The sequence below is a fragment of the Mesorhizobium sp. SEMIA396 genome (assembly GCF_024518615.1).
Lineage (GTDB): Bacteria > Pseudomonadota > Alphaproteobacteria > Rhizobiales > Rhizobiaceae > Mesorhizobium.
Map to the genome: position 1 here is coordinate 826,524 of NZ_JANIFC010000002.1, position 16,656 is coordinate 843,179.

At 60.9% G+C, this 16,656-nt stretch carries 20 protein-coding genes; 3 read left to right on the forward strand and 17 right to left on the reverse strand.

Annotated elements, in window-relative coordinates; all coding sequences use genetic code 11:
• Window positions 1–21 precede the first annotated feature (21 nt).
• Together NP503_RS09015 and NP503_RS09020 are read left to right on the forward strand one after the other, a co-directional pair.
• Complete coding sequence (locus NP503_RS09015) at window positions 22–240, forward strand: hypothetical protein (protein ID WP_127266600.1); 219 nt, start codon at window positions 22–24, stop codon at window positions 238–240.
• 71 nt (window positions 241–311) lie between these two features.
• A complete protein-coding gene (locus tag NP503_RS09020; RefSeq protein ID WP_127266601.1) occupies window positions 312–1,409 on the forward strand; it encodes an acyltransferase in 1,098 nt (365 codons plus the stop codon).
• A gap of 3 nt (window positions 1,410–1,412) precedes the next feature.
• Here the strand turns inward: NP503_RS09020 and NP503_RS09025 are convergent, their stop codons facing one another.
• The 8 genes from NP503_RS09025 to NP503_RS09060 are packed head-to-tail and all read right to left on the reverse strand — an operon-like array spanning window position 1,413 to window position 11,180.
• Window positions 1,413–1,874 carry a hypothetical protein gene (locus NP503_RS09025; RefSeq protein WP_236383320.1) on the reverse strand — a complete coding sequence of 154 codons (462 nt, stop codon included), beginning with the start codon at window positions 1,872–1,874 and terminating at the stop codon, window positions 1,413–1,415.
• A 12-nt stretch (window positions 1,875–1,886) separates the two neighbouring features.
• Entirely contained in the window at window positions 1,887–3,326 is a 1,440-nt protein-coding gene (locus tag NP503_RS09030) for a hypothetical protein (RefSeq protein ID WP_127266602.1), read from the reverse strand.
• 13 nt (window positions 3,327–3,339) lie between these two features.
• Window positions 3,340–4,734: a hypothetical protein gene (locus NP503_RS09035; RefSeq protein WP_127269933.1), complete on the reverse strand. Its 1,395-nt coding sequence runs from the start codon at window positions 4,732–4,734 to the stop codon at window positions 3,340–3,342.
• Window positions 4,731–7,217 carry a hypothetical protein gene (locus NP503_RS09040; RefSeq protein WP_127266604.1) on the reverse strand — a complete coding sequence of 829 codons (2,487 nt, stop codon included), beginning with the start codon at window positions 7,215–7,217 and terminating at the stop codon, window positions 4,731–4,733. Before NP503_RS09040 ends, NP503_RS09035 begins: the two co-directional genes overlap by 4 nt.
• Before the next feature lie 4 nt (window positions 7,218–7,221).
• Window positions 7,222–7,638 carry a hypothetical protein gene (locus tag NP503_RS09045; protein WP_236383319.1) on the reverse strand — a complete coding sequence of 139 codons (417 nt, stop codon included), beginning with the start codon at window positions 7,636–7,638 and terminating at the stop codon, window positions 7,222–7,224.
• Window positions 7,639–7,651: 13 nt separating this feature from the next.
• On the reverse strand, window positions 7,652–8,218 hold the full coding sequence (locus NP503_RS09050) for a DUF2163 domain-containing protein (protein WP_127266605.1): 567 nt from the start codon (window positions 8,216–8,218) through the stop codon (window positions 7,652–7,654).
• Window positions 8,215–8,826 carry a hypothetical protein gene (locus NP503_RS09055; protein ID WP_127266606.1) on the reverse strand — a complete coding sequence of 204 codons (612 nt, stop codon included), beginning with the start codon at window positions 8,824–8,826 and terminating at the stop codon, window positions 8,215–8,217. The genes NP503_RS09050 and NP503_RS09055 overlap by 4 nt, the downstream gene beginning before the upstream one ends.
• Window positions 8,823–11,180, reverse strand: coding sequence for a tape measure protein (locus tag NP503_RS09060; RefSeq protein ID WP_127266607.1), 2,358 nt, complete (start codon window positions 11,178–11,180; stop codon window positions 8,823–8,825). The genes NP503_RS09055 and NP503_RS09060 overlap by 4 nt, the downstream gene beginning before the upstream one ends.
• A gap of 29 nt (window positions 11,181–11,209) precedes the next feature.
• Here NP503_RS09060 and NP503_RS09065 point away from each other — a divergent pair, with 29 nt between their 5' ends.
• Window positions 11,210–11,551, forward strand: a complete 342-nt coding sequence (locus tag NP503_RS09065) for a hypothetical protein (RefSeq protein ID WP_127266608.1) — start codon at window positions 11,210–11,212, stop codon at window positions 11,549–11,551.
• Here NP503_RS09065 and NP503_RS09070 read toward each other — a convergent pair.
• The 9 genes from NP503_RS09070 to NP503_RS09110 all read right to left on the reverse strand — a co-directional run bounded on the left by NP503_RS09070 (window position 11,534) and on the right by NP503_RS09110 (window position 16,637).
• Window positions 11,534–12,187, reverse strand: coding sequence for a gene transfer agent family protein (locus NP503_RS09070; RefSeq protein WP_127266609.1), 654 nt, complete (start codon window positions 12,185–12,187; stop codon window positions 11,534–11,536). The two genes, NP503_RS09065 and NP503_RS09070, sit on opposite strands and share 18 nt — an antisense overlap.
• Entirely contained in the window at window positions 12,188–12,631 is a 444-nt protein-coding gene (locus NP503_RS09075) for a phage tail tube protein (RefSeq protein WP_127266610.1), read from the reverse strand.
• A gap of 70 nt (window positions 12,632–12,701) precedes the next feature.
• Window positions 12,702–13,127 (reverse strand): DUF3168 domain-containing protein, encoded by a 426-nt coding sequence (locus tag NP503_RS09080; RefSeq protein ID WP_127266611.1) that lies wholly within the window; start codon window positions 13,125–13,127, stop codon window positions 12,702–12,704.
• Window positions 13,124–13,543 (reverse strand): HK97-gp10 family putative phage morphogenesis protein, encoded by a 420-nt coding sequence (locus NP503_RS09085; protein ID WP_127266616.1) that lies wholly within the window; start codon window positions 13,541–13,543, stop codon window positions 13,124–13,126. Before NP503_RS09085 ends, NP503_RS09080 begins: the two co-directional genes overlap by 4 nt.
• Window positions 13,540–13,911: a head-tail adaptor protein gene (locus NP503_RS09090; protein ID WP_164748674.1), complete on the reverse strand. Its 372-nt coding sequence runs from the start codon at window positions 13,909–13,911 to the stop codon at window positions 13,540–13,542. Before NP503_RS09090 ends, NP503_RS09085 begins: the two co-directional genes overlap by 4 nt.
• A 177-nt stretch (window positions 13,912–14,088) precedes the next feature.
• Complete coding sequence (locus NP503_RS09095) at window positions 14,089–14,604, reverse strand: class I SAM-dependent methyltransferase (protein ID WP_164748673.1); 516 nt, start codon at window positions 14,602–14,604, stop codon at window positions 14,089–14,091.
• A gap of 46 nt (window positions 14,605–14,650) precedes the next feature.
• Window positions 14,651–15,574: a hypothetical protein gene (locus NP503_RS09100; RefSeq protein ID WP_127269935.1), complete on the reverse strand. Its 924-nt coding sequence runs from the start codon at window positions 15,572–15,574 to the stop codon at window positions 14,651–14,653.
• The gene (locus NP503_RS09105; RefSeq protein WP_127266781.1) at window positions 15,571–16,164 is read right to left on the reverse strand and encodes a head-tail connector protein; all 594 of its coding nucleotides are present in this window, start codon (window positions 16,162–16,164) and stop codon (window positions 15,571–15,573) included. The genes NP503_RS09100 and NP503_RS09105 overlap by 4 nt, the downstream gene beginning before the upstream one ends.
• A complete protein-coding gene (locus NP503_RS09110; protein WP_127266780.1) occupies window positions 16,158–16,637 on the reverse strand; it encodes a hypothetical protein in 480 nt (159 codons plus the stop codon). The genes NP503_RS09105 and NP503_RS09110 overlap by 7 nt, the downstream gene beginning before the upstream one ends.
• Window positions 16,638–16,656 lie beyond the last annotated feature (19 nt).

Consider the following 16,656-nt stretch of genomic DNA (forward strand, 5'->3'; position numbering starts at 1 on the left):
TCGGCGGCGGGAGGCCCGCGCATGAAATACGACGAACCGCGAGGGGATTGGTTTTCGCTGCCCAAGCCGTGGCTGGAGCTACCTCAGGCGATGCGAGACAGCGTGGTGCAGGCCGCCGGCGAGATCAGAACCTATGATGGCGGGCATCTCGTTCATGTCGACGGATTGTGGGAAGTGATGAAGAGCGGCACTCAGAACGATGCCGACATCATCCTCAACGCGCTGCGTAAGGCGAACTAGCCTTCGTAACTTGCCGAATTGCGATTTCTTTTGGTTGCATGTAAAAGCCCCTTTCGCTCGGGGGAATACAGATGTCTTCGCACCAAAATGCTGCACCGCAGCAGTATCCAACGCTGGACGGCTTACGCTTTCTGGCATTTGCGATGGTGTTCTTTTTTCACTTCTCGGCCGGACCTGACCACCCGACGCTCAGCATGCTTCAGGCGCAAGGCTGGATCGGCGTGGAAGTGTTTTTCACTCTGTCGGCATTCCTGCTTTTCGGCCTCTTCGAAAAAGAGGTAACAAGAACCGGACGGATCAGCATCTCGCTTTTCTACGCGCGAAGGCTTCTGCGCATCTACCCCCTAATGATGCTGTTCGCGATTGCCATGTTGATCCTGTACGGGTCGGCGAACGCCGACGCATACGGCTGGCTCCTGGGCCTTGCCTCGTTCGTCGGAAATTTCATTTACTGGTTTCCGGAACACGCCAAGTCCGTCCCAAACACCGGGCATCTCTGGTCCCTGTCGTACGAGTTCCAGATTTACCTGATCCTGCCCCTGTTATTTCTGGTCTATCGTGCGGTCGGCAAGCGGGCGTTTCTAATGGCGTTGCTTTGCGCGCTACCGATCTGCTTGGTTGGCCGTGCAGCATTTGCACTGAGCGGGATCTCTATCCAGCCGATCTACATGACGCCGTTGCTGAGGCCGGAATCGACCATTGCTGGCCTTCTGATCGCAATGGGCGTGACGAAAAAGCTCCCTATCTGGACGGTCGCTACGGCTTTCGCCTGCAGCGCTATCGGGCTGGTGACCCTTCCTGATCTTCATACCAGCGTAGGCTCAGTAATTGCCTTTGTAACAGCTGGCCTGTTCGCGGGATCACTGTTGCATCTGACTCTCTACGCCAAAAATCTTGGTACAGTCCTACAATGGCGCCCGCTCGCGTACCTTGGCCAGATTTCCTTCGGACTCTATGTCTTCCATCTCTGGGCCTTTGGGCAGGGCATGTCATTGCTGCGAATGACTTCAATCCCGGAGAATTATGGCACTCGCTGCCTGGCAGGCATGGCTTTCTGCATCGCCGTTGCCACCGTGAGCTACTACTGCCTCGAACGGCCAATCCTGCGCCAAAAGCCACGTCAGCAAGCCAGCCCGTCTCTCCCTGGGTCTGTGGTGCCAGCTGAGTAAACACTATATCTGCGCAGCCGCAACGAAGAACGCGTCGACCTGCTCATCATTGAAGCCAAGCGCGGCAAAGCCGGATGCCATCATCGGCTCTGTTCTCACGAACGAATTACTGTTGTCATAGGCGATTTGGACGGCCGGCCCTTTCGCGGCGATGAATGCCTCGACCTGGCCCAAGAGGCCGGACGCAAGAAGCTGGAGCTTAAACTGACGAGCCGAGACCGAGCCCGGGACGCGAACCACGGGACCAGGCAGCCCAAATCCGGCCAATACGTCTGTCAATTCCCCTTCGCTGGCGATTCGCGTGGGAACGACAGCTATGAGATCCGCCACACTGCACCCAGATGACAGTGCATCTTCCGCTGATAGGAATAGGCCCTCGGGCAGAGAATTCACATATGCCCCAGCAGCACTCGACCAGAAGCGGCTTTCGTCGTCGGCAACGATCCAGAAGCGATCAGTTAGCATGGATATCTGCCTCTAGTTGTATAGGCCAAATGGTGTGACGCTGGGGTTTGTACCTGTGCCGGCGGCACTGCCCGGTAGATAGCTCGTTCCGGCGTTGTTGGTGTTGATAGTGCCATTCAACGCAGCATTGTATCTCGACCCTGTGGCGCTTCCTGAAAACGTGTTTACCGGCACATTGATGAAGCCGCCGAACGCATTCGCGAACTGGGTTCCGAAAGCTGGTGTGCCGGTGATCGTGATCGTTTTGCCCACGCAAGCCACGAGGCCATAGGCTTCAGCCCACCAGTGCTTCGATGCCGATCCTGTGATGTTGTAGTTGGCGTTGATCGTTACCGCCGCATCATTGTCTGCAAGGATATGCCCGCCGGCGCACGCTCCAAAATCCATTTTCCCATCAACCGTGATCTGGCCTTTGTTGGTTGCCCACAGGCATTGTCCGGAAGTTGTGGTTTGGAGCTTCAACCCCGAGACCGAAAGCGCAGAGCCTCCCCCGCTCACCGTTATGCAACTGCTGGAGGTCGTGGAAATTATCACGTTGGCAGGGGTGATTGCGTCGCCGACGACGCTTACGAGACCGCCGACGAACGGAGCGTTTACATTGACGCCGGCGGTATAGGTCCCGGCGCCGACTTGGATGGTCACGCCGAAGCCGCCTAGGTCCAAAGTCTTAACGACGTCGATAGCTTTCTGCAGCGTCAGGAATGCGCCACCAGCATTGTTCACAAGGCCTGTATTGCCGTTCGATCCGTCGGTGCGGACGAAGTAAGTTCGGCTTGCCGTCAGCCTCTCTCTTTTTTTCCCGGCCGCGATTTGCAGCAGATCGAGTTGCGTCATGGACAGGTCTTCGGGCGCGCCCGTGCCCGCAGTCGTGCGCCCCTTGACGGTGGCATTGGCCATGTTGGCGAGTTTGACGACGGGAATAGCGGGATTGGTGTTATCGATCGCGATTCCGGTACCGGGCGAGATGCTGCTGACGGGACCGCCCGCAGCCGCATCCGCTACCGGGAACGGCCCTTCCCATGCCGTGCCGGACCATCGGTAGAACGCGAAAGCGATGCCGATCTCGGCATGCAGGAAGAAGAAGCCTTCATCGTCGGACGTCAGGACAATGGCGTCGCGCTCGGCGATCGTGCCTGAGGCGTTGGGGTGAACCCCGACCAGCGACAGCGTCACGAGCACGCGCGACAGCGTGCGATTGAGGTCGACGATGTCGGCGGCGTTCGAATTCTCCAGCGCAATGGCGTAGGCCGCCCCAGCAGCGGTCGCGCCTGGCCAGGCGTAGGCCAGCGTCAGGTGCGTGTCGTCGGTGACGGACAGGATCGGAACGGCCACGCCAAGGCGCGTGAACATGCCGCCTGCGACAAGCCCGAGCGCCCACGCGGTACCGGTGCCGGTGACCACTGCATTGCCGTTCGTCACGGATACCGTGCCGGTGGAATAGATTGATGCCATTTGGATTTGCCCTTTAGTCGGGAACAGCGAGGACGAAGTAGCGGAACACCCAGCCGCTGCCGGCCGTGTCGTTGACGCTGAAGGTGATGGTGTGCGCGGCGGCGTCGTAGACCCACCAGTTGGTGAGCTGGAGCGTTACCCCGAATGCAGAGGACGCCCAGTTGGCGTTGATCAGAATGTCGCCGTCGTTGAAATTGGCGTCGGCGCCGACCTTCTGCAGAGCCGTCAGGATGATGGGCGGATTGTCCAGCGCCGGAACCGCAAGCGTGTAGGTTCGCGCCGGTGTCGAGACGCCCGGTGTCCCTGAGAACAGCATATCCGCCACCTTCCCATAGGCGACCACCGGGCAATAACGATATTCGCTCCACAGCAGGATGTCGGCCGGCACCGGTGGCGAGGCCGCGCCCGGGCGCAGCATCTTGATCTCGCCCTCATCGGTGAACAGGATCTTGCCGGAACCGCCCGTCGTCGGCACCTGCTGGTTCTGGACCATGACATTGTAGAAAACCGTGATCGACACGGCGTTTCCGTTGACGATCGTCAGGTTGTTTCCGGAAATCGAGGCATCGACAAGAAAGGCGCTCGAGGGTGAGGAGAAAGACGCCATGTTGCCGGCCGCCGCCCCGATAATATAGGGGATCGAACCATCCGGCACGTCGACGCCGAGGGCGATCACCTGCGTCTGTCCAGCGGTCAACGTCGTCGATCCCGTGGCGACGATCGTCAGGGGTCTTTGATTCTCATGGACGATGCACTGTGAGGCAATCGCCGTCCTGGCATCGACCGCGCCGCGAGAGATGCGCGCGTAGCCGCGCTTCTCGTCGACCACAAAGAAGCAGTTGCCGACGATGGGCGGTGTCGACAGGGCGGTATAGTCCCGGTCGCAGGGAAAGCGGGTGACGATCGACATGGCGCAATACGGACTGGCCACAGCGCCAAATTGCGAAACCATCTCGTCGGGATGGTTGTTCAGATTGTCATAGGCCGAGGTTGTCCGAATGCCGCTGTTTTGCTTGACCTTGGCCATCGAATTGGGATTGCCGTTGGTCAACGTGTCGTCGCGATAGATCCTGGCCTTGTTGTTCGTCGGATCGATGTAGCGATGCTCGATGATCGGCAGGAAGCCGTAATAGGCGATTGCCCGCGCCGCGTGGCAGAAGACGAAGCCGCCGCTCTCGCATTTGAGAACATAGTTCGACGAGTTGCAGCCGGCCGGATAGTAAGTCGTGACCGTGCGCGGCCAGATGATGATGTCGTCGATGTAGCTGTATTCGGTGTTGCGCGAATTGAAGCGGTGCTTTTCCCAATCCGTGTCCGGCGTCGACAAAGGATCGTAGGACGCATCGGCCATGATCTTGACCATCGGCACGCCGCTGCCGTCGAGCCCGATGAAGCCGCGCGTGCTCATGCGAACAGTTCGATCTTGGCTTCTGTGCCGTTGCCGGTGATCACCAGCTTGCCGTTGGCGGATTGCAGCTCTTCCACGATGGCCGTGCCGATCCGCGCGACCTGCAGCTTCAATTCGCCGCTTGCGAACACCAGGGGCGTGCCGTCGTTGGTTCCGTCAGTGACGACGAACTGATCAGCCTTGATGACAAAGCGCGAGAACGGCGCCAAAGGATTGCCGCCGGTAAAGCCGGCTTCCATGACATAGCCGGCATCGACCCAGACGTCGCCGTTGGTCGCGCGTACCTGCGCTATGAGGCGGGAGGTCACGTCACCGCTTCCGGCGGTGGCAATGAGCTGGAACAGCCCATCCGCCGAAATTAGGCCGACCGATGCTTCGACGGCCGTTGTGGCTGCTGCCAGCGCCACAAGCTCATCGTCGATCTCAGTGATCGACGCCTCGAGCAGCTGCTGCGCCGCGGCGGTGGCATTGCGGAAGCGAACGGCAACCGAGTTGTCCTTGGCAACGCGACCAGCGGCATCTACCGCGGCGGCGGCCAACTGATTGATGCGCTCTATGATGGCGACGCGCGTATCGGCGACAAGCGTGGCGAAGAGATCGTAGATGTCTTCCTGCACCTGACCGAGGCCGACCGACACGGCCGGTACCGTGGCCGCCGGCGTGTCGACGGTTGCCCAATCGGTGAAGAACGTCGTGCGCACCGGGCGCGTGATGATGCGATGGCGGTATTCGTAGGTTGTCGCCGCCAGAACGCCATCGCTGGTGATCAGCACCTGGTCGGGCACATTGGCGCGCTTGACGATGCTGTCGGTCTGACCCTGCGGCCGGTATTCGATGTCGATCGACACGACGGTGATGTCGGTGAACGCATTCCAGGTGAAGCGCAGGCCGGGGATTTTCTCCGCCGAACCGGCGACCTGCTGCGCTACGCCGAAGGCGAGGAAATTGGCGGCTTCGGTCTGATAGTCGGGCGGGCCGGGAAGCTCCGGCACCGGCGGCACGGTCGTGTAATCGGTGCCGTCGAAGATCTCGTCGCCGACTTCCTGCAGCTTCAGGTGGATGTTGCGCGCACCCTTGTCGCCGAGCGGCCCCAGCGTCTTTTCCAGCATCTGGAATTTGCGGGTGCCGAACTCCGCCGAATCCCATTCGCACCAGCGCCCGACCTTGGCATCGGCGAGGAACATTGGATGGATGACGATATCGCCATTGCCCTGGAACCGGCTGGCCTTGAAGGCGATGTCGGCCAGCCGGTCGGCGACCTCCGCCTTGTTGACCCCGCCGTATGGTATGGCCACTGCCAGGCGCTCGCCATCCTCGGCAAGAGCGACCTCGTCGATCCGCACCGCGAACGGCGTCTGCTCGAAGAAGGCGTCAGGATCGCGAAACGTGCCGGCCAGCGTGTTGATCAGTTCCGACTTGGTGCGCTTGGTCGAGAAACGGAAGGTCTCGTCGACCATGATGTCGTCGTCGGTGAAGGTGAGCACCGTCGATTGCGCGGCACCGACGATCGGGAACTCGCCGGAGGCGTCCTCGATCCACGTCGCCGCGCAGGCCTCGAACAGCGGCTGGATGTTCTGGTCGTGGGTCACGCCGGATCCTGCCGCGGCGATGACGCCGGCGGAATAGCGCTTCAGCAGGCCGATGCTTTCGTCGCAGACATTGGCGGCTAGCGTCCAGTCGCCGAGCGGCAGGCGCCCGGCCGGCACGCCCTTGCCGACCATCATTTCCGTGCCGTTGAAGAAGCCGCGCTCCAGTCCGTAAACCATCAGCACCGGGTTTTCGGAAAACTCCCATGTGTCCTGGTCATTCCAGCGATGGGCGCCACCGCCGCCAACGGTGCTGTCCTTGCGCCAATCGTAGAGCGGGGCGCCCTGCACCTCGAAAAAGGCCTCCCACGGCTGCTGCATCTTTTCGCGGTCGAGCTGCATGGTGACGACGGCATAGGCGATGCCGGCGCCACGATGATCCTCGCTCCAGCGGCCGGGCGGATTGGCCTGGTCGATCAGGCCGGCATCGGCCACCTGATCCATGGTGCCGAGATAGACCTTGACCCAGATTTCCCCGTCTATGCCCTGGACGCGGAAACCCTTGACCGGATCCTCGACGCCGCCGAGCGAGCGCCATTCGCCTTCGGCACGCACGCGGGTGACGCCGGTGATGCGGAAGTCGGAAAGCTTGTAGACGTCTTGAATGGACCGGTTTCCCGAGCCATAGGCATTGCGGTAAAGCTTCTGGCCGGCGGTGCCATAGACGCCGAGGCCGACCGTGCGCGCAAGATCCTCGCCATAGACCGTATCGAGCTGGACGGCCTGCGCCTGCGGTTCCTGTTGGCCGAAGATCGCGCCGAGGGCATACTTCGCCGCAAGACCGATGCCGAAGCGGGCGAGGCCGGCAAGGATGGTCGAGCCGCCGAGCCAGGAAGCGAAGCCGCCAAGGCCGACCGCGCTGGCAAGCGGCGCGATGATCGGGATCAGGAACGGCATGCTGTCAGCCGACCTTGAATGCGGATTTGATGGTCATCTGCGAGACGAAAGACAGACCGGACTCTGTTTTCACCGCAAAGCCGAGATCGGTGATGAAGCCTGCGCAGAGCACGCCGTTGCGCTCGACAACGCCGATATCGCCGCGCTGCGCCATCAGCCGGCCGACGGGCGGGAACAGGCTGGCCAACGCCATCTCGACATCGCCGAAGCCGCGCTTGCGCAGGATCCTCGCAGCGCCGGCTTCGGTCTTGTATTTGCCACGGATGTCGGCGGCAGGATCTGTGCCGGTGATCGCCTCGACGGCATCGGCGACGGTCAGCAGGCAGTCGGACACGCCCCACACGCCGGGTGTCGACTTGTGCTGGTTGACCAGACGCGCAAGGCGGCGGTCCCAGTCGGGCAACCGGGTGAGCTTGAGCATGATCAGGATTGCCTCAGTCGAAGGTGATGTCGAAGAACTCGTGCCGCACGGTGCTGGCAAATTCGAAGATGCGGTCGCCGGGCGAAACGAGCTGCTGATCCTGATGGCTGGCGGTGCGATAGCCGTCGCGATGGTTGGCGATGGCGCCGGAGCGCACATTGGCAATCAGCTTCTTTTCGCCATTGTCACGGGAATGGTCGACCGTATCGATGAAGCCGTAAGCGCCGGGCTCTGCATGCAAAAACGAGCGGTCATCGGGATCGAAGTAGAAGTCGAACACCGTCACCGGCGCATCCTTGTAGCCTTCATCCTCGATCAGCAGCAGCTTGTCGGGCGTCAGGCCGGAATCGCGCTTGGCGACCAGTTCGACAGTGAAGGTCGATGCGGCAGTGCCGAGGCCATAGACTGGCTCGGAGACGCTGATCAGCGAATTCGGCCAGTAGACCAGGCCGTCGACGATGATGTTGCCCTTGCCGTTCCAGAAGCCGTACGTGCCGGTCGTGCAGGCGATCTTGATGCCCGAGCGGATGACGGCTCTGCCTTCGGACAGGACGGTCTGCAGGCGGGTCGGAAAGCTCATTTCGGGATCTCGACAAGGGTAAAGGTCGCAACCGGCTTCGGCTCGTCGGGGATCGAGAACGACCCCGGCATGACGCGCATGTTGGCGACCGGGTTCTTGAACGTGATGACGGCGCCGGCCGTGATGTAGGCCGGCACGGCCGGCTCGACGGTGACGGTGATCGCGTTGCCAGCGGCGACGCCGCCGGTCTGGACGCGAAACAGCGCATTGTAGTCGCCTGTCGTCGCCGAGATCAGATCGCCGGCGCCGAGCGTCAGGCCATTTTCGACGCTGTTGATGAGCAGCGAGTTGCCGGTGATCGAGGCCAGGGCGCCGGGATTGGCCAGCGCGGCGGCACCGGCATTGCCCCAATAGGCACGCGGGATGCACATGTGCTTGGGCGTGTAGAGCACCGTTTGCAAGCCGCCGCGGCTGGCATCCTTGAACGCTTCGACCAGGAGCCGTTCCGAAGCCTTCAGCGGCTTGGTGCGCATCTGGATGGTCCAGTAGCTGTCGGCATACTCGACGAACGCCATGGCGCGCGTGCCGGAGCGCGAAACCGAGACCGATTCCACCAGCTGCGGATAGGCATGCTGGAAGCCGACGGCGGGCAGGGCAATCGCCGTCATCGCATCAGCCCCGTCGTCTTGGCCTCACGGATGGCCTTCACCACACGCGGGGTGAATTCCTTTTCGAATTTCTTCAGCGCGGCCGTCACCTGCTCGCCCGAATCGCCCTGACCGCCGTCCTGCATCTGGATGACAGGCGCAAAGCTAAGACTGATTGCTTGGCTGACGCCTGCGCCAGCAATCGACGGCAGCTTCGGAACGCTTGGAAGGATGGTGCCCGACTGGTGGGGCACAAACAGCTCAGGTCGCTTCTCTCCAACGATGTAGGGCTTCCCAGCGGTAACCGGCCCTCCCTTGGCTCGAAGACCGAGGGCGGAGATGATGCCAGGATCACTTCCCCCGCCGCCACCAAGGCCGATGGCGCCCAGAAGGCCGCCGAGCAAGCCGCCGCTGCCGCCGCTGGCGCTGTTCGCCTGCAGGATTGCATCAATCAAATCTTCCTCGATCTTGTCGATGATCTTGTCCAAGGCATTTAGGGCAACATTGGCCAGATCGTCCCAACCGAGCTTTCCGTCATCGAGCGCCGAGCGCAGATCGCCGAACACTCCCTTTAGAACGTCCCTCTGTAGGTCTTGAGCTTCCTGCGCCTTGCGGAGTTTATCGGCTTGGTCAGCATAGGCTTCGGAGACGTCGTCAATCGCCTTGATTTGGCTAGGCGACAATTTCGCATTTTGCCAGTCCTGGTCTCCCTTGCGGCGAGCCTCCTCACGGACCTGCTTCAGGGCCTCTTGTTCGAGGTCCAACGCGACTTTGCGCTTTTCCTGTTCTTTGAACGTGAGACCTAGAGCGCTCTGTTCTTCAAGCAGTGCGGCGGTTCGGTCCTTCACGGACTGAATGTCTTCGTCGAAACGGTCGTCTGCTGTTTTGCGGGTGCTGCCTTTCGTCGGCGTCGGCGTGGCGCCGCTTCCGTTTCCGAAGCCGTTGGGCTTGCCGGCCGCGATCTTGTTTATTTTGGCAACCTGGGCGTCAAGCTTGTCGGCAGCAGCGCCGAAGACATTAAGGCGTTGTTCGGCGTCAGCGATGTCGTATTTGAACGGTGTGAACTCCATGCCCGTGTACTGCTTGAACGTATTGTTCCTTTGAACGGCGGCGTCAAAGTCTGCCTGCGCCGCCTGCTCCGAAGCATGGGCGGCTTCCGCCTGGGTGGCTATCAGTTGCCGCAATGCAGTGATCTGGTCATAGGTCGCGTCGGTCGCGCCCTTCAGCGCTCTCTCATTGGTGGCGATCGCGTCATTTAGGTTTGAGGCCGAGCCTTTTGCGCTGCCCTGGCTTTCATAAAGTAGGAACAGCGCAGCGGCGGCGGCGCCGGCAACGAGACCAAGGGGGCCGAGAGCGGCCGTGAATGTGCCTGCAACGAGTGTTCCGGCGCGCATGGCGGTGAGGAAGGCTCCCAAGGCAACGACCGCGTTGCCAAGCCCAGCCACCATCCCGAGGATCGCGCGACCCGTCAAAGCTCCAATAATGATTGTCGCGAGCTCGACAACGACGTCGGCAACGCCCTTGAAGTTTGTGGCGAGATATTGAAGCGCGGCAACAAGGTCTCGGCTGGCGCCGGCGGAAGCATCCGCGTTTCCGATATAGGCTAGGAATTCATTGTTCACCTGGCCGATGGCGTCGGCGATCGTCGCGTTCGTGACCTTGAACTGCGCCTCGATCGGCTTCTGTGCAGCTAGGATCGCATGGAAAATCCGGTCCGAAGTGATCTTACCTTCCGCGCCAAGAGCCTTCAGCCCGCCGACTGTCGTCTTGAACTCTGTGGCAATCGCTTGCGCTAAGATCGGTGCGTTCTCACGCAGAGACCGCAGCTCGTCACCCTGCAGAACGCCGGAACCCAGCGCCTGACCAAGCTGTAGAATGCCGGCCGCTTGCTCGTTCGCCGACGCTCCACCAGCCTTGAAGGCCTTGGACACGATGTTCGTGACATCGGCGATCTCCTGCTCTGACTTGGCAACACCAGACGCCGAGCGGATAAGCTTCGCGTAAAGGTCGACGTAAGTCTCGAGATCGGTGCGCGCGTCGTTGGCCCCGGCCTTCAGTTCATTGAGCGATCGTGCCGAGACGCCAGCCGATGTTGCTGCGGCGCGGATCTTGTTCCCTGCCGCCGTCCATGCGTCCGCATATTGAGCAATCTCCCTAACGCCAAGTGCAGTGCCGATGCCGGACAGCGGCGCCAGAAGACCTTGGGCAGCGCTCTTCCCGATGCTGTTCAGACGGCTGTCAAATTGACGGGCGCGCCGTTCGATAGCATTAAATTGCGAATTGCTGATCCCGTTCGCGCGGGCGAGGCCCTTTTCGAAGGCCTTGAAATCGGCCGAAAGCTGGACAACCAGCTTTTCGAGGTCAGTTGCTGGCATAGAAGTGGCCAGCTTCTTGGGAGGATCGCATGTTTTCTACCTTGCTCGTGATTGCCGGTCTGACATCAACGCTGACGCCGCAGCAGGCTGACCGATGGATGGGCGCTTACCTTCACTCGATGAAGCTGCACTACGCTTGCCGTGGACACGGGAGCACGTATAGGACAGCGAAAAATATGGCCCTCCGCCAAGTCCAACTGCTGGACCTATATGGACCAAGTGGCCGGTTCACGGTTCGCGATGTCACCAACCTCGATCGCGACCTCCAGGCCGGAAAGGTCACGCTCGACGCGTCCATCAATCTAAAGGATTGCGAGAACCTTTTGCTTGAAGACAAAGCTGACCTTGAGGCATTAGGCGACGGAAAATAGCCGCTCGACCGGCAACAGCGCCACTGGGTTGAACGGCACCTTCGGCTGAAGCCCGATGATAGGTGCGGCGTCCGCGGTCAGCCAGTCCCACAACGCGTCCTTGTCGGCCTCGGAAAGCTGCCTGTCTGACCCTGATTGCGACTTCCGGAAGCCCTCGACGACCGCATGGAATTGCCAGATGCTCATGCCGTTCACCTGTTGCGGTGAATAGCCCATGACTTGGCCGTAGCCGTATAGGACTTCAAAGCGGACCTTCCCGTTTGGCAGATCGTCTAGGGTGACGCCCTCATCCTCTTGGCTTTTTTTTTTAGGCTCGCCTGCCTCGTCGGGAGCGCCCATGCACGCCGCCATCAATATGGCCTGCGCGATCGGCAGGTTTTCCGCCGGCGGGCGGTCCTCGACATAGGATCGAACCAGCGTCAGAGCCTTCGCTGGCTCCATGCCGCCGCCAATCAGACCCAGCCGTATCACGTTCGAAATGTCGGTGGTTCTGCAGGTTCGATCCATGAGACGACCGAGCACCACGAACGGACCGGCATCGGTCTTTTCCTGAAGCTCGGCGAATTCGCCCCAGCCGACGCGGAAGGGATAGGTCCCATCCGCGAAGTCCAGCGTCACCCTGGCGTCGCGGCTCATTTACGGGGTCACCACGCGAACCAGCTCACCGTCGCTCGACATCTCGACGTTGTTGGTCACCCGACCGTTCTTGGACGGGTTACCCATGGTCACGGTTCCGACATGCATGAAACCGGTCCACGTGATGGTTTTCGCAGGGAATTCCATCTCCACTTTCACCGGGATGCTGTCGGGGTTCTCCCAGGCATCGAGCCACGTCTCAACGGATTCGTTGGCGAGAATGCCTTCGCCACTGATCGTCACCGATAGGCTGGTGGCGTCGCGTCCGAGCCAAGCCACCTTGTCGGGGTCGACACAATCCGGGAGGCTGAATTCCTCCAGAGCCTTGGTCAGCGTCATCGACTTGGAAAGAAAGCCGCACGGCGCGGTGTAGACGATCGGGGAGGCGCCGTCACCGAGAAGAACTCGGAACTTGCCGCCTTTGAGGGTGGTTGCGTCAGCCATTTGATGTCTCCTTTGATGGCAGCAATAGCGCCCGCCGGAGCGGGTTTCTCAGGGGTGAGGTGAGGCTGGGCTAGTCGTGCTCGACAACGGCCCGGAACGTGAGCCGAGCGCGGCTGGTTTTGCCGTCCGGATCTCGGACGACGTCGCGCTTGTACAATTCGAACGACAGCAGCGCATTTTCGGTCAGCGGTAGTTCGTACTCGTGCAGCGCCAGCCTGACCGCGTTGGCGATTTTCTTGACCTCGGCCGATCCGACCGCGCGCGACCAGGCGCTCATATCGAAGTAGATTTCGGATCCCGGTATGCAGTCGAAATCGTTCGGCAGCACCTGATCGCCATCGAAGGCGACGTATGGGAAATCAGCCGTGACTTGTTTTGTTGCCTTGTCGCGCGGCACCTCGTCATAGACGCGATCAGCGATCAGCGAGACCAAGTCGGCGAAGCCTTTCAGCCTAGCAACAATGGCGATCTGCAATTCGTAGGAAGCGTCAATCATGATGCCGCCACCTGCTTTGCTGCCTTATTCACTGCCGCGCGGATCGCCCGAGACGATCCTTTCTTGTTTGCCCGCCACGAAACGAAGAAATACGGCTGCGCCGGCATCTCCTGCGTTCCGTGCTCCTGCCACCGGGCGTAATAGGCAACCTCGTTGCCGGCGAAGATCGTCAGCGTCAGATCTCCGCCTAGTGATGCTTTGACCACCGCGACGACGTAGCTGCCCTTCGGTGCCTTGCCCCAGGTCCAGCCGATGCTATCGCGCAGTTCGCCGCGGTCGACAGGCACCAGCGATTTCATCATGGCGACGATGATGTCGGCCTGTTTCTCCATCGCCGCACGGATCATGTCGCGGGCGACTTTAGGTAATGCTGTCAATTTGCGCTGCAACTTGGCGAGCCGGAGGATTGAGGTCATGACGCCACCCCGCTCTCCACCAAGATGTCGATCCATGCGCGATCCTCAGTCGGATTGATCGCCTTGATGGCGTAGGTGATGCCCGTCCACTTAGTGCCGACCCAAGCACCGGATCGCACATCCCTGGCTTGCCAGTCTGTGGTGATTTGCTTGCTCAACGAGTTGGCCCTGACCGTGAGCAGGACAGGCTGGCGTCCTTCCAGACGCGCCGCCATAACCGTCTCAGTGCCGCGAAGATATTGACGCCGGGCAGACACGATGAATCGCTCTTCGAACGGTCCTTCGGTATTGCCGTCATCCGGACCGGAGTACGGGCCGCGGCTGTCGAATGCGATGTTTTCCCTAAGCTGGCCGGTTGTCGTTTTCATCTGACACCTCTGGATCAGAGAACTTACCGCGCTTGCGTAGCCGCACAGCTTTGCCGGCATCGATCGCCGCAGCTCCGCATCGTGTAGTGACAGAAACCGACATCCCATCACGATAGGCGATTGTCACGGCCGGCGTTGGCTTCCAGTCGAAGTCACCAGTGAAGCGAACCCACATGGTCAGACCCTCATGAAAGCCAGCCACGTCCCCTCGACATGCTGGATTAGTCGCCGTCCGCTTTTATGGAGTTCCTCAAGCACAGCCTGCACGTCGACCGTCCCGCGAGCATGGTAATCGTGATAAACGATCATCCCGCCCTTGCGGACACGGTTAAGCGCAAGGAACTGATCCTGCATGACGCCCCTCGCGCCATGATCGCCGTCGATGAAGGCGAAGTCGCATTCCGGAAGATCGTCGATCAGGAGATCGTGCGAACCATGGCGCGCGATCAGGAGCCGGAAGCGCGAATCGTCCAACGCCAGGTGCGCCGGCTGCTGTGGAACCTCACGCCGCTGCACAATCTTGTCGGTGACGTAGCCTTGCGGCACGTCGATGCCGACATAGCGCTCGATCGTCACAACGTTGCGCAGCAATGCCTTGGCAGTGCGCCCTTCATTCACGCCGAACTCGATGGCGACCTTGGGCGCAACCGATCGCGCGAGCGCTACGAGCACCTCTAGTTCGCCGGGGTTCATGAAACGGGCGTTTAGCCCGCTCCAGTCGATCGGATGGACGTCAAGGTCAGCCTGCGGAACGGCCGGCAGCTTGAGCAGCGAAGGCTCGTAGACGGGTCGTTGCGGCTGGAATGTCGATGGTTTTCTGGCAAGCATGGCTGTGGCTGAAACACTGACAGGGGTTGATCGGATCGATGCCGAGGTAAGGCGAATATCGGGCCCCGCCGGCAAAGGATGAAGAGTTCTCGTAGCCGCCGAAGATGACGGTGGCCGGCGTTCCGACCGCCTGCGCGAGGATCGCCGCAAAGCCCGGCGAGGTGACGACGAGCGCGGCGACCGAGGTCAGGGCGGCGATGGTTTCGAAGTCCAACTCACCACGGTGGAATTCGACGTCGGCCTTGATCGGGTGGCCGGCCATCCATTCCTTACCCGACACCAGGTCGGCGACCGACACGACGAAGAAGTCGTCGCGAATCGTTGCGAGCAGGTCGCGATAGGCATCGTGATCGGGATTGCGTGCCTGGCAACCGCTCCACTCGGTGCGCTCGTTCAATGGGCGATAGATGAGGATCGGTTTTTGCGGCCGCCATGTGTCGAGCAGCTGACGAACCTGCTTCATCCAAGCATCTGGAATCGGCAGCCGAAAATCCGCCGTCGCATAGTCCGTTCCGGTCACCCGGCACATCGCTGCCAGAACAGACCCCTGCGAGCGGACCTGGTCAGGCGAATAGCTGACCTGCACGGCACGGCGGAAGCGCGGCAACCCGCCGCGATGGAATCTTCCGGCTTCGCGGCTGGCGTTCTTGGCCTGCGTGCGCAACACCGTCGCCTTGTGGATGACTTTCAGCCCATCGGCGATCAGGTCGTGATATGGCGCGACCCACGAGCTTTCGAGATAGACTTCATGGCCGCGCATCAATTGCCGGATCACGGCGCGCTGGTGGAGATTGTCACCCAGACCGTGCATGCCGCGGACGAGGAGGGGCATCATCGGTATATTTTCCGCATCTCGATCAGGCTGTTCGCCGAAAATGGGATTTCCGCGACGACAGCGCCGATCGCAACCGGCTCGCGCGATTGATACCAATTGGCGACCAGGATCATGACGATGAGCCGATCCACCGGGTCCTGCTTGAGATCGGGATCGTCGCCGGAACCAGTTACGTCAGGATCGTCAAAGCCGGCCATGAAGCGCAAGCGCACGGCCTGCGGGCGGTTCGACAGGGCCGGTGACGAAAAGGCATCGGTGAAACGGAGGGTCGCGCCTTCGGCTGTGACGACATAATACCAGTCGCCCGGCGCAAGCGTCTGCTCGACATGGTTTTCATCGAGATAGAAGACTTCAGTCACGTCGCGAATCGGCGCAGCGGGAATGGCAATCGGCCCACACCATCTATCGACGCGGTACTCGAACTCCGTTGGCAGCAGGATCCTGCCCATGCGATCCTCGGCAAGGCGTGTTGCAGCGCGGATGTAGGCCTTGATCAGTTCGTCATCGTCAGTCGTATCGACGATGACATGTGCCTTCACGTCGTCGACTGAGACGAAAAGGCCGTCAGGCTGTGAAAGCCGCATCAACATGCAAGCGCCTCCTCGAGGCTCATCTTCGGAAACCGTGAAAGGGTGGAAACAGGGCTGCAGTTGATCACCGCTATGCCAAGGTGCGCGAGCATCTCGGCCGCATTGTCGAGGCACCGGCGCCAGCGTTCGACATTCTTGGTCGACGGATTGTTCATCAGGCGCGGATGTTTTCCATGCCAATGCACGCCCAGATCGATGCGCATGTCGTAGCCGACCAGGATCACCTTGCGCGCACCGAACTGGACGGCCAGGTTCAATGCCTGAAATCCGCTGTTGCCACCGGACCCGATGGTCCCTGGCCGATCCAGTTGCAAACGGTCAGAGCCTCGTTCAAGAGCCACGCGGCGGAGACCCCACTGCGACGCCGCCACCGGATCCTGACTGATCTTCAATCCGGCAAATTGGCTTGCACCGGATGCGGCGTTCCACCACGCCAGATCGTGGGCATAAAGAACGTCGGCCCATGGTGCCAACTGCCACGAATTGTTGATG